Below are 17,846 nucleotides of genomic sequence, written 5' to 3'. Positions count from 1 at the left end.
CGAACCCGGCCGCACCAGGCCCCGCCCCGGCCGCCCCGCCCCCCGCCCCCGCCCCCGCCCCCGCCCCGGGTGCGGCGGCGCCGCGACACCGCGGGCGCGGGCGCGGGCGTGGCCCGTTGTACGAGCCGGCGCCCTGGCTGATCGTGCGCACCCCCCTGCTGCCCGTCCGCGGGCCGGGCGCCGCGACGGGCGAGCCGCGCGCCGCCCTCGCCGACCCGCGCGTGAGCCGGGCCCTGGCCGTGGGCAGCCCCGACCTGCTCGACGCCCTGCAGCGACCCGGGGCGAGCGCGCGCGACGCCGCGCGGGCCGAGCTGAAACTGGCCCGCTACCTGATCCGGATGAGCACCCGCCCCACCCCGTACGGGGCGTTCGCCGCGGTGTCCCTGGCAGGCTGGGGCGAACGCACCACGCTGTCGGTACGCAACGACGCCGACCACCTGCGCACCCGCCCCGACATGGGCTGGCTGACCGAGCTCTGCCTGGCCCTGGACGAGGACCACGCCGCGCGCGCCGACAGCCTGTGGACGGCCGCCGCCCTCGCCGTCGAGCGCCACGGACGGCTCACCCTGGCCGACGGCCCCGGCGCCGACACCGGTTCGGTGCGCCTGACCACCGCCGTCCGCGAGGCGCTGCGCGCCGCCCGCCGGCCCGTCCCGTACGGGGTGCTGCGCCGGCACCTGCTGGAGCACACCGGCGGCAGCGCCGAGCAGGTGGAGCGGCTGCTGGAGGAGCTGTGGCGCCAGCGGCTGCTGGTCACCGACCTGCGGGCTGCGCTCACCTGCGCCGACCCGGCCCAGGAGCTGCGCGGCCGGCTCGCCGGACGCCCGGCCTGCGCCCCGAGCGCCGCCGCGCTCGGCGCGCTGCTCGCCGAGATGGCCGACCTCGACGGCGCCCCGGCGCAGGAGGCGCCCCAGCGGGTACGGGCCCTGGCCAGGCACGCCGAGGCCGTGCACCCGGCACGGGGGCCGGCCCTGCAGAGCGACCTGGCGAGGCCGGTGGGCGGCGAGCGGCTGGCCGCCGGGGTCGGCGAGGAGTGCGCCCGGGCGGTGGAACTGCTGCTGCGCCTGTCACCGCAGCCGCTGGGCGGCCCCGAACTGGCGGCCCACCGCGCCGCGTTCGTCCAACGCTACGGCGACGACCGGCAGGTACCGCTGCTGGAGCTACTGGACGAGCGCACCGGGATCGGCCCGCTGGCCCACGCGCACGGCGCCCGCCCCGCGCCGACGCCCGAGGCGGCCGCCCGGCGCGCGAACACGCTCACCGACCTGGCCCTGGGCGCCCTGCGGGACGGGCGGCGGGTGGTCGAACTGACCGACGCCCTGCTCGCCGACCTCCAGAGCCTCGACGCCGCGGCAGCGCCGGGATGCGCGCCGCTGTCGCTGGAGCTGTCCGCCTTCGTCGCCGCCGCCTCCCGCCGGGCCGTCGACCGCGGGGACTTCCTGCTCGTCGTCGGCCCCAACCTGGGCGCCAGCAGCGCCGGCCGCTCGCTGGGCCGCTTCGCCGACCTCCTCGCCCCCCAGGGCCCTGCGGCACTGCGCGCCCTGACCGAGGCCGAGGACCGGGCACGCCCCGGGACCGCGCCGGCCGCCGAGGTCGTCTACCTACCCGCCAGCCACCGGATGGCGAACGTGGTCGTACGCCCGGCCGTCACCGGCCACGAGATCGTCCTCGACGTACCCGCCGGAGTGAACGCCGAACACACCCTGACGCCGGACGACATCCTGGTGAGCGTCCACGACGACCGCTACCGGCTACGGTCCCGGCGCCTGGGCACCGAGCTGCGCCCCACCACGCGCCACATGCTCAACCCCCACCAGGCACCCGCGGTGTGCCGGTTCCTGGACGAGGTGGCCCGCGACGGCTCGCCCGAATTCGCGCCCTTCGACTGGGGCCCGGCAGCCGGTTTCCCGTTCCTGCCCCGGGTCCAGTACGGCCGCATCGTCCTCGCCCCCGCACGGTGGCTGCTGCGCCCCACCCCCGACGACGGCGCCAACAGCAACAGCAACGGGGACGGGGGCAGGGCGTTCGCCGCCCGGGTGGCCGCCTGGCGCGCCGCCTGGCACGTCCCGGCACGCCTGTACCTGACCATGGCCGACAACCGGCTGCTGCTCGACCTCGACGACCCCGGCCACGTCGAGCAGCTGCGTGCCGAGGCCCGCGGCAGCCGCGGAGCCGTACTCCTGCTCCAAGAGGCACTGCCCGACACCGCCCACGCCTGGGTGCCCGGCGCCGACGGCGTGTTCATGAGCGAACTCGTCGTCCCACTCGTCCTACGCCCGCAACCCACGCCGCGGCAGCCCGCGCAGCAGGCGCCCGTGGCGGAGCCCGCACCCGCACCGGCGCCCGTGCCGGTGGCGGTGCCGGTGGCGGTGGGCGGTGACGGCCTTCCGGTGCCGGTCCGCGAGCGGGTGCGCCTGCCGGGCAGCGACTGGCTGTTCGCCAAGTTCTACGGCGAACGCGACCAGGAGGACGCCCTGCTGGCGGGGCCGTTGAGGCGGCTGTGCGAGATGGCGGAGGTCTCCGGGCTGGCCCGGCAGTGGTTCTTCATCCGGTACGCGGACCCCGACCCGCACCTGCGCCTGCGCTTCCAGGGCGAGCCGGAGGCCCTGACCCGGTACCTGCTGCCGGAGGTCGCCCGCCTGGCCGCCGAACTCACCGACCAGGGCCTGGTCTCCCGGCTGGTCCTCGACACCTACGAGCGCGAACTCGAGCGCTACGGCGGGCCGGAAGGGACCGACGTCAGCGAGGAGGTCTTCTGCGCCGACAGCCGGGCCGTGATGCGGCTGCTCGCCGAAGCCGCAGCGCACCACCCCACCTCCCCGGGCTCCCCGGTGGACGGTGATCTGACCGAGCTGGCCGCTGTGAGCACCGACGACCTGCTGGCCGGGCTCGGCCTGGACGCCGCCCAGCGCCTGCGCTGGTACACCGAGCAGGCCCGACACTTCCCCGAGGTGGCCCGCCGCCAGGCCGGCGACGACTACCGGGTGCGCCAACGGCGCCTGCGCGACCTGCTCGGCACCCCACAGGGATCAGACCTGCTGGGCGGCGCGGTCGGGCAAATCCTCGCGCAGCGGCGGGCCGCGCTCGCCGGGGCCGCGGAGCGGCTGCGCGCGCTGGAGGACGCGGGGCACCTGTCCACCGGGCGCGAGCGGCTGCTGGACAGCTACGTGCACATGCACTGCAACCGGCTGCTGGCCCAGCGGCGCCCGGCCGAGGGACTGCTGGTCCAGCTGCTCCAACGCACCCACAAGGGCCTGAGCATGGAGCCCGTCCCCGCCCGCTCCGGCGGCCGCTCCTGACCGCAGACCCCGGAGCCGAGCCGGGGTTCTGGAGCGTGGCGGCGCAGAGGGTGTCGCACCGGGCGAGGCCGCCAGTGCGGCAGCCGGTGGTGAACCAGGCCTTGCGCCGCACTCGCCGGGGCCGTGGGTCCAGGCCTCGCGGTCGAACCGCCCGGTGGCCTGCTGCTGGATACGGTCGTCGCCGACGGCGGCGGCCGTGTCCAGGCCCTGGGCGATGTCCTGGTCGGTGAGCGAGGCGGTCAACGGACGGCCGGTGGAAACCTGAGCGGTGGTGGTCGCGTGGTCCGCCCACATCCCCGCGTAGCAAGTCGGCCTGCAGTTCCACGCGCACCGCGCCGCTGATGGCGCCCTGTCTCAACAGCGGCTGTACTGCATCGTCCACTGCCTCGGCGCGTTCCACCCTCGAAGCCGCCTCATGTCCGCAGCCGGGCGTGGAACGGCTGTGGATCGTCGACGGCGCCCTGCGCCCGGTCCGCGACCGAACCGTGGGGGCCTCCAACCGCAACTTCCACGTCCGGCAAGCGGAGCCAGACTTCGGAGAAAGCCAGGCCGTGGTCATCGGTCACCACCCCGCACGGGCAGCCCAACGTGATCGAACGCCAATCGCACCCGACCGTCCACGGGCCGTCCGTCTCCCCGCAGCCCGGGCATGCGGCGGTCGTCGCCGTCCGCACCCCGGCGGCGGGCTTGCCGTAGTGGCGGAAGCGGCCCGCGTACCGAACCCGCCAGGACGGGACCGGCGGTGCGGACGGAAGAACCCCGGCCGGGCACGTCGTGGTGGCCAGGGTCGTGAACAGCGCGGTCAGGGCGGGGAGCAGCGCCTCACCGGCGTCGGTCGGTGCTGCCCCTGCGTCCGACAGCTGCGGTGCGGCGGTCCCGTACCTGGGGGCTGGTGCCGCACCCGGCGGGTTCGGATAGGCGTGCCACGGCAGTAGGGCGCGGGCGACGCCGGCCAGGAGCGCCACGGTAGGCGGGCTGACGGCGCCCGCGTCGAGGTGGTGCAGCGTGGTGCGCAGGATGCGCTGCAGGCGCCGGTCCCGGTCCTCGGCCCGCGTCAGCGCGTTGCCGCCCCACCGGGTGGGGAGCGGCGCGCTCAATCGGGCCAGGACGGCCGACGCTGCCTCGGCGTCCGCCGGGGCGGGATACCACCGGCCGGCGGTCAGGAGCCGCTGGGCCCGCCCGGTCTCCCGCACGAGGGCCCGCGTCGGCAGGACGCCCGCGCTGGTCCCGGGGCCGAAGGCAGGAACCACCGTGCGGGTGTCGTCTCCGCTCCTCACAGCGCCCCCTGTCCCCGTGCCCCGCCGTACAGGAGGATTCCATCACGCGGGCGCGGTGACGGACGCCCCCGAGCTGCTGCGGCACTTCCCGACGCGCGAGGCGCTCCTGGAGGGCCTGCTCCACGCGAGCTTCGGCGACCTGACGACCAGAGCGAGCGAGCTCGAGGCAGCGCACATGGCCGAGGACGCTCTCGTCTCCTGGGTGCGCGACTGCGTCGCCTGGACGACCGAGTACCGAGGGGTGACCGTACTGATGGCGGCAGCCATCGAGGACCCCGAATCCGCCCTGCACGCCTCGTGCGTCACCCTGCGTGCGGCCGGTGCCCGGCTCCTCACCCAGGCCCAGGCCGCCGGCGCGGCCCGGAACGACATCGACGGCGATGACCTCTTCGCCTTTATAGCCATGCTCGCGTGGGTCGGTGACCAACCCGCGCTCGCACCGCGCGCCAACCGCCTCGTCGACCTCGTCACCAGCGCTGTTCTGGCGCGCGCGGACGGGCTGCGGCGGGTGCGAACGAAGGGACTCCTCGAACGCCGCCGGATTCTGGACCCAGGTCCGCATCCGCGGAGAGCGGGAGGTCCTGGCGCGTCACCGCCCTTCCCTCATCCCGGGCCAGGGCCATCGCGGTGACCCCGCCGGCCGCAACCAGAACCCCACCCAACGCCAACAGGACCGTCCCCGCACGCCCCACGGCCATCCTGGACTCCCTCCTCCCACTCAGGCAGTGGCCCTCGGGTTCCCGGCTTGTCACCGATCAGCGGCACACTGCACGCATGAGTACCGATCCGCATGACGTCCGGATGTCCCTCGATCTGACCTGGGTCGAATCCATGGGTGGTCCGATGGTCGTCGTCCCGCTGTCCGCACTGCAGCACTGGGGTGGCTGTACCGAGGGCGACGTGGTCATCGGTGACAGCGACCAGCCCGACGACTACGACCGGGCCTGCGAGGTCGAGGGCCTGGCCGAGGCGATCGGCCTGCGCGGTCACAGCGACGCCTCCGTGCTGGTGCTGGGCGACGAACCCGCCACCACCTGCTACCTGCCAGGGCCGAGGGTCTTCATGCGCTGGCTCGCCGCCGACTCCGACGCCGAGCTGCTCGCCGCCACCGAAGCCGCGCTGGACGACCCGGCGACACCGTGGGAGGAGTGCGGCCTCTGGGAGACCGACGGGCCGGCGGTCCTCATGGACTCGGCCGAGGCCGGCAGGAACCTCGGCATGCTCTACCCGGACGGCAGCGGCGAGCCGGAACAAGTCCCCGTCCCCCTGCCCGCGGGACGCTGGAGAGTCCGCGCGTTCCAGAAGACCGGCGCCGACTCCCCCTGGATCAGCGTGGTCCAACTCCTGCCGCAGGCCGACGGTCTGTCGACGACAACTCCTTGACCCGAACACCAGGCGCGCACCCGCAACCCGGGGAAGGACGGTCACGGACGGCTGGACGGTTCGGCGTGGCCCCCGGCGCCTGTCGCCACCGGCCGGCCGGCCGGCCGGTGGCGACAGGCGAGCGGGAAAAATCGCTGTCCGATCGCCGGAGCGCGGTGATAGACATCCGGCGTGGAAAAGAATCTTGAGTTCCCCGACCTGCTGCGACTGATCGATGAGCGGTCGACCGCCTTCCGCGCCGTGGTGGCCGCCGCGCCCGGTCTCGACGCGGAGGTGCCGAGCTGCCCCGGGTGGACGCTGTTCGATCTGGTGAAGCACCTGGGTGGGGGAGACCGGTTCTGGGCCGCCATCGTCGGCGCGGGGCCGGCCGACGCTCCCCCGGCCGAGGCCGCCGCCGCGCGCGCCGCGCTGGAGCTGCCGCGGGAGCGTGAGGCCCTGCTGGCCTGGCTGGACGCGTCGACGCAGCTCCTGCTGGGCGCCCTGCGCGAGGCGGGACCGGAGAGCGGTTGCTGGACGTGGTGGCCCGCGTCGCAGTCACCGCGGACCGCCGGCGGAGTCGCCCGGCACCGCGTCCAGGAGACCGCGGTGCACACCTACGACGCCCAGCTCGCCGGGGGCGCCCCGCAGCCGCTGCCGGTCGAGCCGGCACTCGACGGTGTGGAGGAGTTCCTGTTCACCGTCTGCGCGACGCCGAGCGCCTGGCCGCACAAGCCGACGGCCTTCGACTTCCACGCCGCCGAGGGCCGCTCCTGGCGCCTCACCGTCGACGGCGACGGTGCACGCGTCACCCGCGTCCCCGCGCCCACCGCCGGCGAGGACTCGGAGGCGGCCGGCGCCGCCGTCCACGGCACGGCCAGTGAGCTGGTCCTCTACCTGTACGACCGGATCCAGGCCGAGTCCTTGCACGTTGACGGCGACGCAGGGCTGCTCGACCTGCTCCGTGCCTGGGAGCCGGAGGAGAAGTAGGACGTAGCGGGGGCGGCCGGCCGCGCCTCGACCCGGTAGGACGCGGCTCCTCGCCTGGTTCGTCCGGCGCGGCACCGGGTTCAGACGGTTCCGCGTCGAGGCCGGCCTCGGCCGGGGCCGCGCTCCCGTCCCACGAATCCGTCCTACACCCCGTCACGGTGGTTGCGGTGCCGTCCTCAGGCTGCCCGGTCGATGACGGCCCGGCCGGCCCGCTGCAGTGCCTCGTCGTCCTCGACGCTCCCGAAGAAGCCGCCGCTTCGGCGGGCGAGGGCGAGTTCGGCGTGGATCCGTGGCAGGGCGGGTGCGGCGGCGGGGCCCATCCGCTGCAGGCAGTCCATGACCGGGCCTGCGGTGGAGTCGTTCTCCTCCCATGCCTCCAGCAGCACGGCCAGGACGGCCGCGGCCTCGGCCGGGCCGCCGATGTCGTGGATCGCGGCGGCGGCGTGCACCCGCGTCCGGACGTGGCCGGCTTCGGACAGCTGCCGCAGCCGGGGCAGTGCCGGGGCCGCCGGCCCTCCGATCCGGCCGAGGGCGTCGGCGGCGTCGCGGTCCTTGCCGGTGTCGAGCAGGGCGGTGAGCCGCGGCACGGCATCGGTGGGGTCGCACTCGATGTCCCACAACGCCTTCACGGCTGCGAAGCACAGGTCCGGGTCCTCGGCTTCGGCGAGCGGCCGGACCGTCTCCAGCGCCGGCGTGGCGCCGGTGCCGAGGGAGCCGAGCGCCCGGAGGGCCGCGCCGGCGGTCTGCCACTGCTCCCGCTCGACGGCGGTGGCCAGGGCCGTGGTGAGCGCGGGTACGGCCGCCGGGTCGCCGAGCCCGTTGAGGGCGGCCATCAGCGCGGTGGCGGATCCCCAGGGCCAGGAGAAGTCCGCGTCGGCCAGGCGCCGGGTCACCCTCGGCACCAGTTCCCCGGCGGCCTGCGGGAGGTGGCCGACGACCTGCAGGGCGCGCCAGTCGTCGGTGCCGGTGTCGAGCGCCGACAGCAGGCTGGGCAGGGCCCGCTCGTCGCCGAGGCCGGCCAGCGCCGTCACCGCCTGCTGGTGGGCCCGGCGCAGCAGCGGGTGCCGTGCGGCCCAGACGTCCGGGCCGTGGGTGGTGCGGTGTGCTTCGACGAGTGCGGCGAGGGCTTCGCGCGCGGGTTCGGCGAGGGCGGCGGGGAGCTTGCCGAGGGTTTCGGCGGCTTCGGCGGCGGTGTACGGGTCGTCGGGGAGCAGGCAGTCGGCGAGCAGGCGGACGAGGCCGGTGTGGTCGCCGCGCCAGGAGCGGATCAGGTCCCAGGTCATGGCGATGGCGTCGTAGCGCACGGCCGCGTCGGGGGTGCGGAGTTGGGCGGTGAGCAGGGCGGTGCGCTCGGGCACCCGGGCGTCCAGGACCCGGTGGAGGGTGGTCAGCAGTTCGGTGGTGGGGGCGTGGACGCGGCCGTGGCGGTCGAGGTCGGCGAAGACGGCGGCTATCTGCGGCGGGACTCCGGGATCCGGCGCCGGCTCGGTGGCGATGTCCGCGCAGGCGCACTGCCCGCAGTCCGCCGGTCGGGCCTCGTCCCGGTCCTCGTCCCGGTCCTCGGGCTCGGGATCGGGATCGGGCCCGGAAGCGGCCGCGTCCCCGTCCTCGGGTGCCGGTTCGAGCGTGAGCTGCTGGAGCAGACCCGTCGCCGTCGGGACGAGGCCGTCGTCGACCGCCTCCGGCGTGCAGGCGGCCCGGTGGACGAGGGCGGCGAGCCGGATGTCGGCGTCCGGCGCGGGGTCGGCCGTCAGGGAGGTGAGCCAGGTCGTCACCGGGCCGAGCGCGGCCGGCAGTCGTCGGGCCAGCGTCGCGGCCGCCTCGATGACCAGGAGCCGCTCCACGGTGCCGGTCTCGGCCGCCAGCCGTTCGCGCAGCAGGGCGAACGCCCGGTCGGCGTCGTCGAGGAACAGCCCCAGGGCCGGGACGGCGGCCTGCCGCACCTGCGGCTCCGGATCCGCCGCGTACCGGGCGAAGTCCTGGATGCGATCGCGCAGTTGAGGCACGACATCCGCGTAGGGCGTCGACGCGTGACCGGACGGGCCGTAGTAGACGCCGTCGGGGTCGCAGTCCAGCGCCGCGCGTCCGATGCTGAGCAGGAGCCGCAGGACAGCCGCGCGGTCGGGCACCTGGGGGTCGCCGGCGAGCGCGAAGAGGAACGGCAGGCTCGCTGCCGTGCAGGAGTAGACGTCGCCCTGGTGGTGCACCGAGCTGGAGAAGCTGCTGAACGCCCGCTCCCGGACGTCGGCGTCCGGCGAGGCCATCTGCTCCAGCCACAGCGGGACTTCGTCCGCCGGGCCGTAGGCGTGCCCCATGGACGACCAGTCGACGCGGTCGAGGCCCTCAAGTCTGTCGATCACGGATCGCACAGTGGCACGAGGCACTGACACTGCCGGGACACCGCCACCAGCGCACAGCGGGTCGGATCGGCGATTCCCCACACCACCCGTCCCGCGCGTCCGCCGGTCTGACAGCATGTCGGCGTGATCGGAGAGGTGCACAACCACAGCGAGGGATCGCCGGGGAACGTGGTCCAGGCGGGGAGCATCGGCGCCGTCTACCTCGGCTCCGCCGCCGCTCCTCGGCAGGGAGAGCCGGTCCCCGCCGACGCCGGGGAAGCCGCCCTGGACGGGCTGGCCCGCGAGGTCCTGGAGCAGTGGCGGGACGAGGCCAACGTCCGCGGGCTGCGGGAGCGGGTGCCGATGGCGGTCCCGTGGGAGCTGGAGCCGGCCCATGGGAGCGACTCGACCTCGGCGCTGCCCGAACAGCTCGCGTTCGAGGACGTGGTCGCTCGCCTCCGGGCACTCACACCGCACCAGTTGGTGGTGACCGGACCGGGCGGGGCGGGGAAGTCCTCCCTCGTCGTGCTGATCGTGGTCGAGCTGTTGGAAGCCAGAGCCGCGGTCCCCGGCTCACGGGACAGCGTCCCGGTCATCCTGTCGATGTCGGACTGGGAGCCGGGGACCAGCATCCAGGACTGGGTCGTCCGGCGTATCGGCGAGGACTACGGGCAGCTCGTGGCGGGCCTGGATCGGCCCACCGTCGAGTCCCTGGTGCGAGGCCGTCGGATCGTTCCCGTGCTCGACGGCTTCGACGAGCTGCTGCCGCTGGCCCGTGGCAACGCGGTCGAGGCGCTGAAGCGCGCGCTCGGCACGACGGACCCCCTGGTCCTGACCTCCCGCCCGGAGGCGTACCGGCACGCCGTGGACGACTCACCGGTGCTGCGCGGTGTGCCCGTTCTGCGCGCCCTCCCCGTCCCGCCGCAGGCCGGCAGGGCCTACCTCGCCCAGATGTGCCACCGGGAGCGCCTCGGCGCCTGGCAGGCGCTCTTCGACGCGATGGAGAGCGACCCCGAGGGTCCGGTCGCCACCGCCCTGTCCTCTCCGCTGATGCTCTGGCTCGCGGCGACGGTGTACGCCCCGAAGGCCTCCGATCCCCGGGACCTGCTCGATGCGACGCGGCTGCCCGCACGGGCGGACATCGAGGGCCACCTCCTGGACGGGCTGATCCCGGCCGTCTGCGCACAGGGGCCGCGACCGTCCTACCTTCCCGGGCCGGTACACCGCTGGAGGTCCGACCGCGCGCCCGCGTACTTCCGCTTCCTGGCCGACGACCTGCACCGCCGACGCACCCACGACATCGCCTGGTGGCAGCTGCGGAGCCTGCTGACCGAGCCGGGCGTCTGGGGCTCCGTCGTCCTCGTCGTGGTGGCCGCCTGCGGCACCGCGGCCGGCTACGCGATCGCGGGACTGGCCGCCCTCCTCGGCGCCGCTCCCCCGCGACCCGGGATCGGGATCCCGGAGGTGGGCCAGGCGCTCGGGGCCGTCACGGCGATGGCCGTCATCGCCACGGCGCTCGGACGGGTCTTCACCCGGCACCTGTTCAGCGGCTTCGACAACCGCCCACGACGGCTGGCCACCGGAGCCGGCGGACGGCTCCTGCTGGCCGCGTCGGCCGCTGCCACGACGGCCGTCGGCGCGGCCCTGCCCGGCACCACGTCGGCGACCCTGTGCGTCTTCCTCCTCCCCGTCCTCTCCGGCGTCCTCCTGACCCGCTCGACCGAGTTCGACATGGCCGCCAGGCCGAGGCAGCTGCTGCACGACGAGCGCAGGATCGCCCTGGACGAGGCCGCCCTGGTCGCCCCCGCCGTCGCGGGCACCTCGCTGGCGTTCTTCCACTGGCTCAACGGCGATCCGCTGCTCATCGGCGGCGCCCTCGTCGTCAGCTGGTCGTGCTCGGCCGCGGTGCTGATCGCCCTCAGCCGGTGGGGCCGCTGGACCGCCACGCGCCTCGTCCTGGCGGGGAGGCGACGTCTGCCCCGGGACGTACTGGGCTTCCTGGAGGACGGCCGCCGGTCGGGCGTGCTGCGGCGGGTCGGCGGGGTCTACCAGTTCCGGCACGCCGAGCTGCGGTCGCGGCTCACCGGCGGGGCACCGGGCGGGGCGCCCGACGACGGGGCGGGGCCGCGCGAGGTGGTGCTCAGGAGCAGCGTGCGGAGTCTCGGGGCCCTGCGGGCGCTGGCGTTCGATCTGCTGGTGCCGGTCGTCGTGTTCCTCCTGGTGGTCTCCCCGATGTCCTCGGGATCGGGTTTCCGGGGCGACTGGCACCGGACCTGGCTGCTGCTCGTACGCCACTGGTCCGCCCTGCTCGGCGTGCTCTGCGTCCTCGTCCTCGGGGCGCTGGCCCTGCGGGCGGTCGCGACGCGACTGCGGATCGACGACGAGGGCGTGGAGCTCGACGGTGGCCGCAGGCTGCGGCTGCGCTGGGACGACGTGGCGGAGGTACGGGTGCTCAGGATCCGGTCCCACCGGAACAGGGACACCGGCTCCCTCGTACTGATCAGCTCGTACTACCTCGTGATGAAGCCGGTGCCCGGACGGGAGCCGCCGCGCTCCCGTACGACCTCGGACGGCTGGGTCCGGGTGTGGGAGCTGGGCCCGACCGAGGTGGTGCCGCTCGACCTGGACATCGCGCTGACCCGGTTCGCCGGCGACCGCTGGCGCCGCGACGCCTGAGACCTGGCGCCTTCGTCGGTGAGGCGGCGGCCTATCCTCGCCCCGCCACCGCCGTCCGCAGGCCGGCGGTGGCGGTGACGGGGGCGGGGAGGCGGCGGCACGGCTCAGGCCGCGACCGCCTCGACCACCGACAGGACCGTCGGCGTGGGGAGGATGCGGGACAGCCGCAGGCCGGCTGCGGAGAAGAGCTGGGCGAAGTCCGTCTCCGTGCGTTCGCGGCCGGTGAGGGAGGCCATCATCATCAGGTCCAGGGCCTTGGACTGGTGGGGGCCGTTGCCCCGGGGGACGACGGCGTCCAGGACCAGGACCCGCCCGCCGGGGCGCAGGGCGCGGCGGCAGTGGCCCAGGATCGTCGCGCACGCGTCGTCGTCCCAGTCGTGGGTGATCCGCTTGAGCAGGTACGCGTCGCCGGGCGGGACGGCGGTGAAGAAGTCGCCCTCCGCCAGGGACCAGCGCCCCGCGAGCTCCTTGTCCGCGTCCAGCCGGTGGCCCGCCAGGACGTGGGCGCGGTCGTACAGGACGCCCTCCAGCCCGGGGTTGCGGCGCAGGACCTCCGCCAGGAGGCCGCCGTGACCGCCGCCGACGTCCACGACCGTTCCCGTTCCGGGGAGTTCGCACACGGCCGCGATCGGCGCGTTCTCCGGGTCCGACATCGCCGCCATGCCGACGTGGAAGACGGCGGCGGTCCGCTCGTCCTGGGCGAAGTGCTCGAAGAACGGCATCCCGAAGATGGCGTCGAACGCCGTGGTCCCGTCGGTGAGGCAGCGGGACAGTTCGCCCGCCGGGCGCCACATGGTGCGGTCGGTGAGCATCTGGACGGCCGTGCGCGCGGAGTACGGGACGTCGCTGCGCAGGGCCTGTCCGGCGTCGGTCAGCGTGAACCGCCCGTCCTCGTCCTCCGCGACCACGCCCCTGGTGGCGAGCAGGCGCAGCACCCGGTGGAGGCTCTGGGCGTGGGTGCCGGTCACGGCGGCGAGTTCGGCCGGCGTGGCGGGGCCGTTCCCGAGGTGGTCGGCCACGCCCACGTCGGCGGCGGCGCGCAGGGCCGCAGGGAAGAGGAAGCCGAGGGCCTCGTCGACGAGGAAGACGCTGGAACGGCGGAGCCGGGCGTCCTGGGCGCTGCCGGCGGACGCCTCGTCAGCACCGGCGGCGCCGTTGCCGCCGGCCTCGTTCTTCTCCTGGCGCATTCCGATTCCCTTCTCGAATCCGTGGTTGCGCTTGGGACCGTGCCCGGACACGGCCACCGCGAAGCCTGGTTTCACCCGCTGCCCCGTTCCCTCCCCCGGCGCCGTGTCCGGGGACAATCCGGGTTGTCCGCTGCTCACCTGGGCCGCGACCGCTCTCGCGGCCGGACAATCCCGTGTTCCTCCACAGTGGGAAGTCCACCGGGTCCTCGGACGAGGATCTCGCCGCGATCAGGAGGCACCTCGCGCCACCAGCGCGAGCGAGCCCCGCCGGGCCGCCCGGTTCAACCGGCAGTACACACCACTTCGGAAGGGAATCCGTCCGTGATTCGTCTACGCACCCGCCTCGCGACCGTGACCGCAGTCCTCGCGCTGGGCGCCGGCGCCGTCGTGGCGGCCGCGCCCGCCGCCAGCGCCAAGTCGAGGTGCTGGGAGGACATCGTCACGGCGATGGACTACACCGGCCAGGCGATCTCCGTCTCCAACCAGGGGAATCTGAACGGCGCCTGGGACCTCTCCGGCTACGCCCTGAACTACCTCAGCACCGGGAGCTGTGAGGCCTCCCCGGTCATCGTGGACGTCGACGACGCCAGGTACAGCCTCCGTCGCGGCCAGGACGAACTGTCCTGGGGGGACGGGGAGAGCGCCACCATCAAGTTCCGGGCCGCGTACGCCTCGTTGGAACAGGCGAGTCACACCGCCTGAGCAGGTCGGCAGGGGAAGGTCGACAGGGGGCAGGGCCGACGGTTTCCATTCCGTCCCCACCGGGCGAGCAGGCTCTCCTCCGGCCCCGGCCCCGGCCGCCCGCGTCGCACACCCGGTGCCACTGCTGGAACCACCGCCTGCCCGGCGGCGGGAAGCCCCACGACGAAGGGTCTGAACTCCCGTGCAAAGCAAGCGAATCATCTCAGCGCTGACGGTCTCCGCAGCGCTGGCCGGCCTCGTCGTCGGCACCGCCGGCGAAGCCGGCGCCTACCCTCAGGTGAACCTCTGCGGCAGCTCGTACGGCTCACTGAAGCAGTACCCGATCGTCGACGACCACAACGGCCGCCGCGTGGGGTGGATCGACACCTACTACAGCAGCAGTACCGGCAAGAACTGCGCCATCGCCCGAGGCGACGACACGCAGGCGAAGGACTTCTCGAAGATCACCGTCTCCATCAAGACCACCAGTCAATCCGGCTGGGCGCAGGAGGACGGCGAACTGCAGTACTACACCAAGTACGCGGGGCCGGTGTACGTCTACGCCCCGGGCAGCACGTGCATCGATGTGTACGGCTTCTTCTTCTACCGGAACGGCGACGACGAGGTTCTGAGTCGCGCCAACGGTGGCGGCACCGGGCTGCGCTGCTGAGGGCGACGTCAGGGGAGTCCTGACCGGGTGCCGTCCGGTCGGGTTCGCCGGTCGCCGGCCCTGACGTCGCACCGGATGAGTCGATCGAGGACCTCGCCGCCGAGGGGCCCCGGCTGTCAGCGCCGGGGCCCCTGCGGGCGGTGCGGTCACCTGTCGACGGCGTCGGTCACGTGGTTCCAGTCGTCCAGGTCCGCGGTGCGGGCCTCCAGGGCGGTGCGGATGCCGGTGGCGCCGGAGGTGCCGAGGGCCAGGCGCAGCGGGGGGTTGGGGCTGTCGACCGCGGTTCGGATGCCCTCGGCGATCCGGGCGGCGGAGGAGAACGCGGACGCGGGCAGTTCGCCGATGCCCTTCTGGACCTCGCGGACGGTCCGGTCGTAGTCGTCGAGGCCGGCCGCGACGTCGAGCTTGGACAGGAAGGGGGTGGCGGTCATCCCGGGCTGGATGATCGTGACCCTGATGCCGAGCGGCGCGACCTCGGCCGCCAGCGCGTCCGACAGGCCCTCGACCGCATACTTGGTCGCGGCCAGCAGCCCCACGCCGGGGTGGGCGGACTGCCCGTAGACCGACGAGCCCTGGAGGACGTGCCCGGACCGCTGGGCGCGGAGCACCGGCAGCGTCGCGCGGAGCACGTTGAGCACTCCGAAGACGTTGGTGTCGAACACGGCGCGGGCCTGCGGGTCGGAGGCTTCCTCGACGGCTCCGAACAGTCCGTAGCCCGCGTTGTTGGCCACCACGTCGATGCGGCCGAACCGCGTGAGCGTGTGCTCCACCGCTTCCCGTACGGCCCGCTCGTCACGCACGTCCGTGGGGATCAGGAGCAGGCGGTCGCGGTGCGCCTCGGTCAGTTCGTCCAGGGCGGTGGTGTCGCGGGCGAGCGCCGAGACGGCCTCGCCGTTCTCCAGCGCCTGGAGGGTCAGTTCACGGCCGATGCCGGACGTCGCGCCCGTGATGAGCCATGTGCGGGGCTGGGCCTGCTGGTTCGATGTTCCGTTCATGTTGCGACCGTAAGCCGTTAGCTCATAACGCGTCAAGCGACCTGGCGCCGAGCGTTGCCCGTTAGTCCGCTTAGCGCCTCTTCCGGCTCCTGTAGGATGGGGCGATGAGCAGTGCTGCGGCCGGATCCGCGAAACCCAGCCCGCGCACCGTCGTGCCGACGGTGGAGACCGTGCTCGCGTTCGTGAACACGCGCGCGGACGGGGCCGGACGGCGGGAGCTGTTCGGCGACGGGGACGCGTTCGCGGCATGGCTCGCGGAGCACCCCGAGTTCGGCGACGAGACCGTGGCGACCGATGCCGACGCCGCAGCCGCCCGCGAGCTGCGCGACGCCCTGGTGACCCTGCTGCTCGCGCACTCCGGCGACGAGGAGAGCCTCGGCGAGCCGCTGCAGCACGCCGAGCGGCACCTGCGGCGCGCGGGCGCGCTCTACCCGCTGGCGACGGTGGTCACGGCCGGTGGCGTCGCGCTGGCGTCACCGCAGGCAGGGGTGCCGCGCGTGTTCGGGACCGTACTGGCCGCGGTGACGACCTTCGCGCAGACCGGCGACTGGGGACGCATCAAGGCGTGCCGCAACCCGCCGTGCCATTTCGGCTTCTTCGACCGCACCCGCAACGGGGCGGGGCTGTACTGCAGTACCGGCTGCGGTTCCCAGGTATCCATGCGCAACTACCGCCGCCGGCAGCGCCGGGAGGGCGACGCGCCGCCCGAGGCGTGAGGCGCGACTCCCCGGTCGGCCCACCGCGCGCCCCGGGTTCCGCCTGGCGGAGACGAAGGGCATTGACGCACCAATCCTGTTGTCCGAAACGGTATTTCGTGCCCTTCGCCGCAGGCCGGTACGGTCCGACGCATGGAGTGGAGCTTTCAGACGGCCGAACGACTCGCGGCCGCTTTGCGTGCTGGTGAAGTGACCTCGGCGGAACTGACCGACGAGGCGATCGCCCGGATCGAGCGGGACGACGAGGCGATCAACGCGATCTGCGTGCCGGACTTCGACCGTGCCCGGGCCGCCGCGCGCGGGGCCGACCAGGCGCGCGCCCGCGGTGAGGACCGGCCGCTGCTCGGCATACCGGTGACGGTCAAGGAGTCCTACGACGTCGCCGGGCTGCCCACGACCTGGGGCATGGCGCCGCACCGGGACCACCTGCCCGCCGAGGACGCGGTGCAGGTGTCACGGCTCAAGGCGGCGGGCGCGGTGGTGCTCGGCAAGACCAACGTGCCCGTAGGGCTGCAGGACATACAGAGCTTCAACGAGATCTACGGCACCACCAACAACCCGTGGGACCACCGTCGTACGTCGGGCGGGTCCTCCGGCGGTTCGGCGGCGGCCCTGGCGTCCGGGTTCGGCGCGCTGTCCATCGGCTCCGACCTCGCGGGTTCGTTGCGCACCCCCGCGCACTTCTGCGGCGTCTACGCCCACAAGCCGACGCTCGGGCTGGCGGCGAGCCGCGGCATGGTCCCGCCGCCCGGGCCGGCCCTGCCGGTCGAGCACGACCTGGCGGTCGTCGGTCCGATGGCGCGCAGTGCGCGCGACCTCACGCTCCTGCTCGACGTCATGGCCGGACCGGACCCGCTGACGCACGGTGTGGCGTACCGCCTGACGCTGCCGCCCGCGCGCCACGAACGGCTGCGCGACTTCCGGGTCCTGGTCCTCGAGGAGCATCCGGTCATTCCGACCGGGTCGGCCGTGCGGGCGGGTGTGAACCGGGTGGCCGACGCGCTCGTGGACGGCGGTGCCCGCGTCGACCAGGGCAGTCCGCTGCTGCCCGATCTGACCGAATCCGCGCTGCTCTACACGAAGTTCCTGTTCTCGGGCTCCGTCGCGCGCTTTCCCGTCGAGGCGTACGAGCAGGTGCAGGCCGGCGCTGCCGAGCTGAGCGCGGACGACCAGAGTCTCGAGGCGAGGCTGCTGCGCGGCATGGTGCTCAGCCACCGCGACTGGATCGAGGCGAACACGCGCCGCGAGCTGCACCGCCACGGCTGGCGGCAGCTGTTCGCCGAGTACGACGCCGTGGTGTGCCCCATCACGCCCACTCCCGCGTTCCCGCACGACCACGACCCCGATCCGAGGGAGCGCCGGCTCGACATCGACGGCGTCGCGTACCCGTACTTCGACCAGCTCGTCTGGGCCGGTCTGGCCACCATGCCCGGCCTGCCCTCCACCGCCGTACCAGCGGGCCGGTCCCCCGAGGGCCTGCCGGTGGGAGTGCAGATCATCGGTCCGATGTTCGAGGACCGCACCCCGCTGCGGCTGGCCGAACTGCTCGAGCAGAGGATCGGCGGCTTCCGGGCACCGAGGTAGCGGCGTCCCACCGGTTTCCTCGCTGCCGGGGCCGCCCATCGGTGGCAAAGCGCAGGCAAAGTACGATCAGCGG

11 protein-coding genes and 3 pseudogenes are annotated in these 17,846 nt (G+C 74.3%); 10 read left to right on the top strand and 4 right to left on the bottom strand.

Going from position 1 to position 17,846, the window contains the following annotated elements; genetic code table 11:
• The first annotated feature begins 143 nt into the window (after positions 1–143).
• Positions 144–3,299: a lantibiotic dehydratase gene (locus tag ACFY0X_RS19135; protein WP_387756071.1), complete on the top strand. Its 3,156-nt coding sequence runs from the start codon at positions 144–146 to the stop codon at positions 3,297–3,299.
• Between the two features lie 49 nt (positions 3,300–3,348).
• Here the strand turns inward: ACFY0X_RS19135 and ACFY0X_RS19130 are convergent.
• Positions 3,349–3,654: pseudogene (locus ACFY0X_RS19130) on the bottom strand (neutral zinc metallopeptidase); the annotation flags it as partial.
• A gap of 70 nt (positions 3,655–3,724) precedes the next feature.
• On the opposite strand from ACFY0X_RS19130, the pseudogene ACFY0X_RS19125 reads away from it, so the two are divergent.
• The 4 genes and pseudogenes from ACFY0X_RS19125 to ACFY0X_RS19110 all read left to right on the top strand — a co-directional run.
• A pseudogene (locus tag ACFY0X_RS19125) lies at positions 3,725–3,808 on the top strand (IS5/IS1182 family transposase); the annotation flags it as partial.
• An 841-nt stretch (positions 3,809–4,649) separates the two neighbouring features.
• Positions 4,650–5,069: pseudogene (locus ACFY0X_RS19120) on the top strand (TetR family transcriptional regulator); the annotation flags it as partial.
• A 281-nt stretch (positions 5,070–5,350) separates the two neighbouring features.
• The gene (locus ACFY0X_RS19115; protein ID WP_387756069.1) at positions 5,351–5,959 is read left to right on the top strand and encodes an Imm21 family immunity protein; all 609 of its coding nucleotides are present in this window, start codon (positions 5,351–5,353) and stop codon (positions 5,957–5,959) included.
• A 171-nt stretch (positions 5,960–6,130) separates the two neighbouring features.
• Positions 6,131–6,925 (top strand): maleylpyruvate isomerase family mycothiol-dependent enzyme, encoded by a 795-nt coding sequence (locus tag ACFY0X_RS19110; RefSeq protein WP_387756067.1) that lies wholly within the window; start codon positions 6,131–6,133, stop codon positions 6,923–6,925.
• Between the two features lie 176 nt (positions 6,926–7,101).
• Here the strand turns inward: ACFY0X_RS19110 and ACFY0X_RS19105 are convergent, their stop codons facing one another.
• Positions 7,102–9,285 carry a HEAT repeat domain-containing protein gene (locus tag ACFY0X_RS19105; protein ID WP_387756065.1) on the bottom strand — a complete coding sequence of 728 codons (2,184 nt, stop codon included), beginning with the start codon at positions 9,283–9,285 and terminating at the stop codon, positions 7,102–7,104.
• 123 nt (positions 9,286–9,408) lie between these two features.
• Between ACFY0X_RS19105 and ACFY0X_RS19100 the strand changes: the two genes are divergently transcribed.
• Positions 9,409–11,940 (top strand): hypothetical protein, encoded by a 2,532-nt coding sequence (locus ACFY0X_RS19100; RefSeq protein WP_387756063.1) that lies wholly within the window; start codon positions 9,409–9,411, stop codon positions 11,938–11,940.
• A 104-nt stretch (positions 11,941–12,044) separates the two neighbouring features.
• On the opposite strand, the gene ACFY0X_RS19095 is transcribed toward ACFY0X_RS19100, so the two are convergent.
• The gene (locus ACFY0X_RS19095) at positions 12,045–13,127 is read right to left on the bottom strand and encodes a methyltransferase (RefSeq protein WP_387756061.1); all 1,083 of its coding nucleotides are present in this window, start codon (positions 13,125–13,127) and stop codon (positions 12,045–12,047) included.
• A 351-nt stretch (positions 13,128–13,478) separates the two neighbouring features.
• Between ACFY0X_RS19095 and ACFY0X_RS19090 the strand changes: the two genes are divergently transcribed.
• Together ACFY0X_RS19090 and ACFY0X_RS19085 are read left to right on the top strand one after the other, a co-directional pair.
• Positions 13,479–13,829 (top strand): hypothetical protein, encoded by a 351-nt coding sequence (locus ACFY0X_RS19090; protein WP_387756058.1) that lies wholly within the window; start codon positions 13,479–13,481, stop codon positions 13,827–13,829.
• A 181-nt stretch (positions 13,830–14,010) separates the two neighbouring features.
• The gene (locus tag ACFY0X_RS19085; RefSeq protein WP_387756056.1) at positions 14,011–14,478 is read left to right on the top strand and encodes a hypothetical protein; all 468 of its coding nucleotides are present in this window, start codon (positions 14,011–14,013) and stop codon (positions 14,476–14,478) included.
• A 146-nt stretch (positions 14,479–14,624) separates the two neighbouring features.
• On the opposite strand, the gene ACFY0X_RS19080 is transcribed toward ACFY0X_RS19085, so the two are convergent.
• The gene (locus ACFY0X_RS19080) at positions 14,625–15,473 is read right to left on the bottom strand and encodes an SDR family NAD(P)-dependent oxidoreductase (protein ID WP_387756054.1); all 849 of its coding nucleotides are present in this window, start codon (positions 15,471–15,473) and stop codon (positions 14,625–14,627) included.
• Between the two features lie 104 nt (positions 15,474–15,577).
• Here ACFY0X_RS19080 and ACFY0X_RS19075 point away from each other — a divergent pair, with 104 nt between their 5' ends.
• Both ACFY0X_RS19075 and ACFY0X_RS19070 read left to right on the top strand, forming a co-directional pair.
• Positions 15,578–16,189, top strand: coding sequence for a CGNR zinc finger domain-containing protein (locus ACFY0X_RS19075; protein ID WP_387756052.1), 612 nt, complete (start codon positions 15,578–15,580; stop codon positions 16,187–16,189).
• Positions 16,190–16,321: 132 nt separating this feature from the next.
• The gene (locus ACFY0X_RS19070) at positions 16,322–17,773 is read left to right on the top strand and encodes an amidase (RefSeq protein WP_387756050.1); all 1,452 of its coding nucleotides are present in this window, start codon (positions 16,322–16,324) and stop codon (positions 17,771–17,773) included.
• Positions 17,774–17,846: the final 73 nt, after the last annotated feature.

Source organism: Kitasatospora sp. NPDC001547 (assembly GCF_042894165.1).
Classification (GTDB): Bacteria; Actinomycetota; Actinomycetes; order Streptomycetales; family Streptomycetaceae; genus Kitasatospora.
Note: the sequence above shows the minus strand (reverse complement) of the source record. Positions and strands in the feature narration are given on the sequence as shown.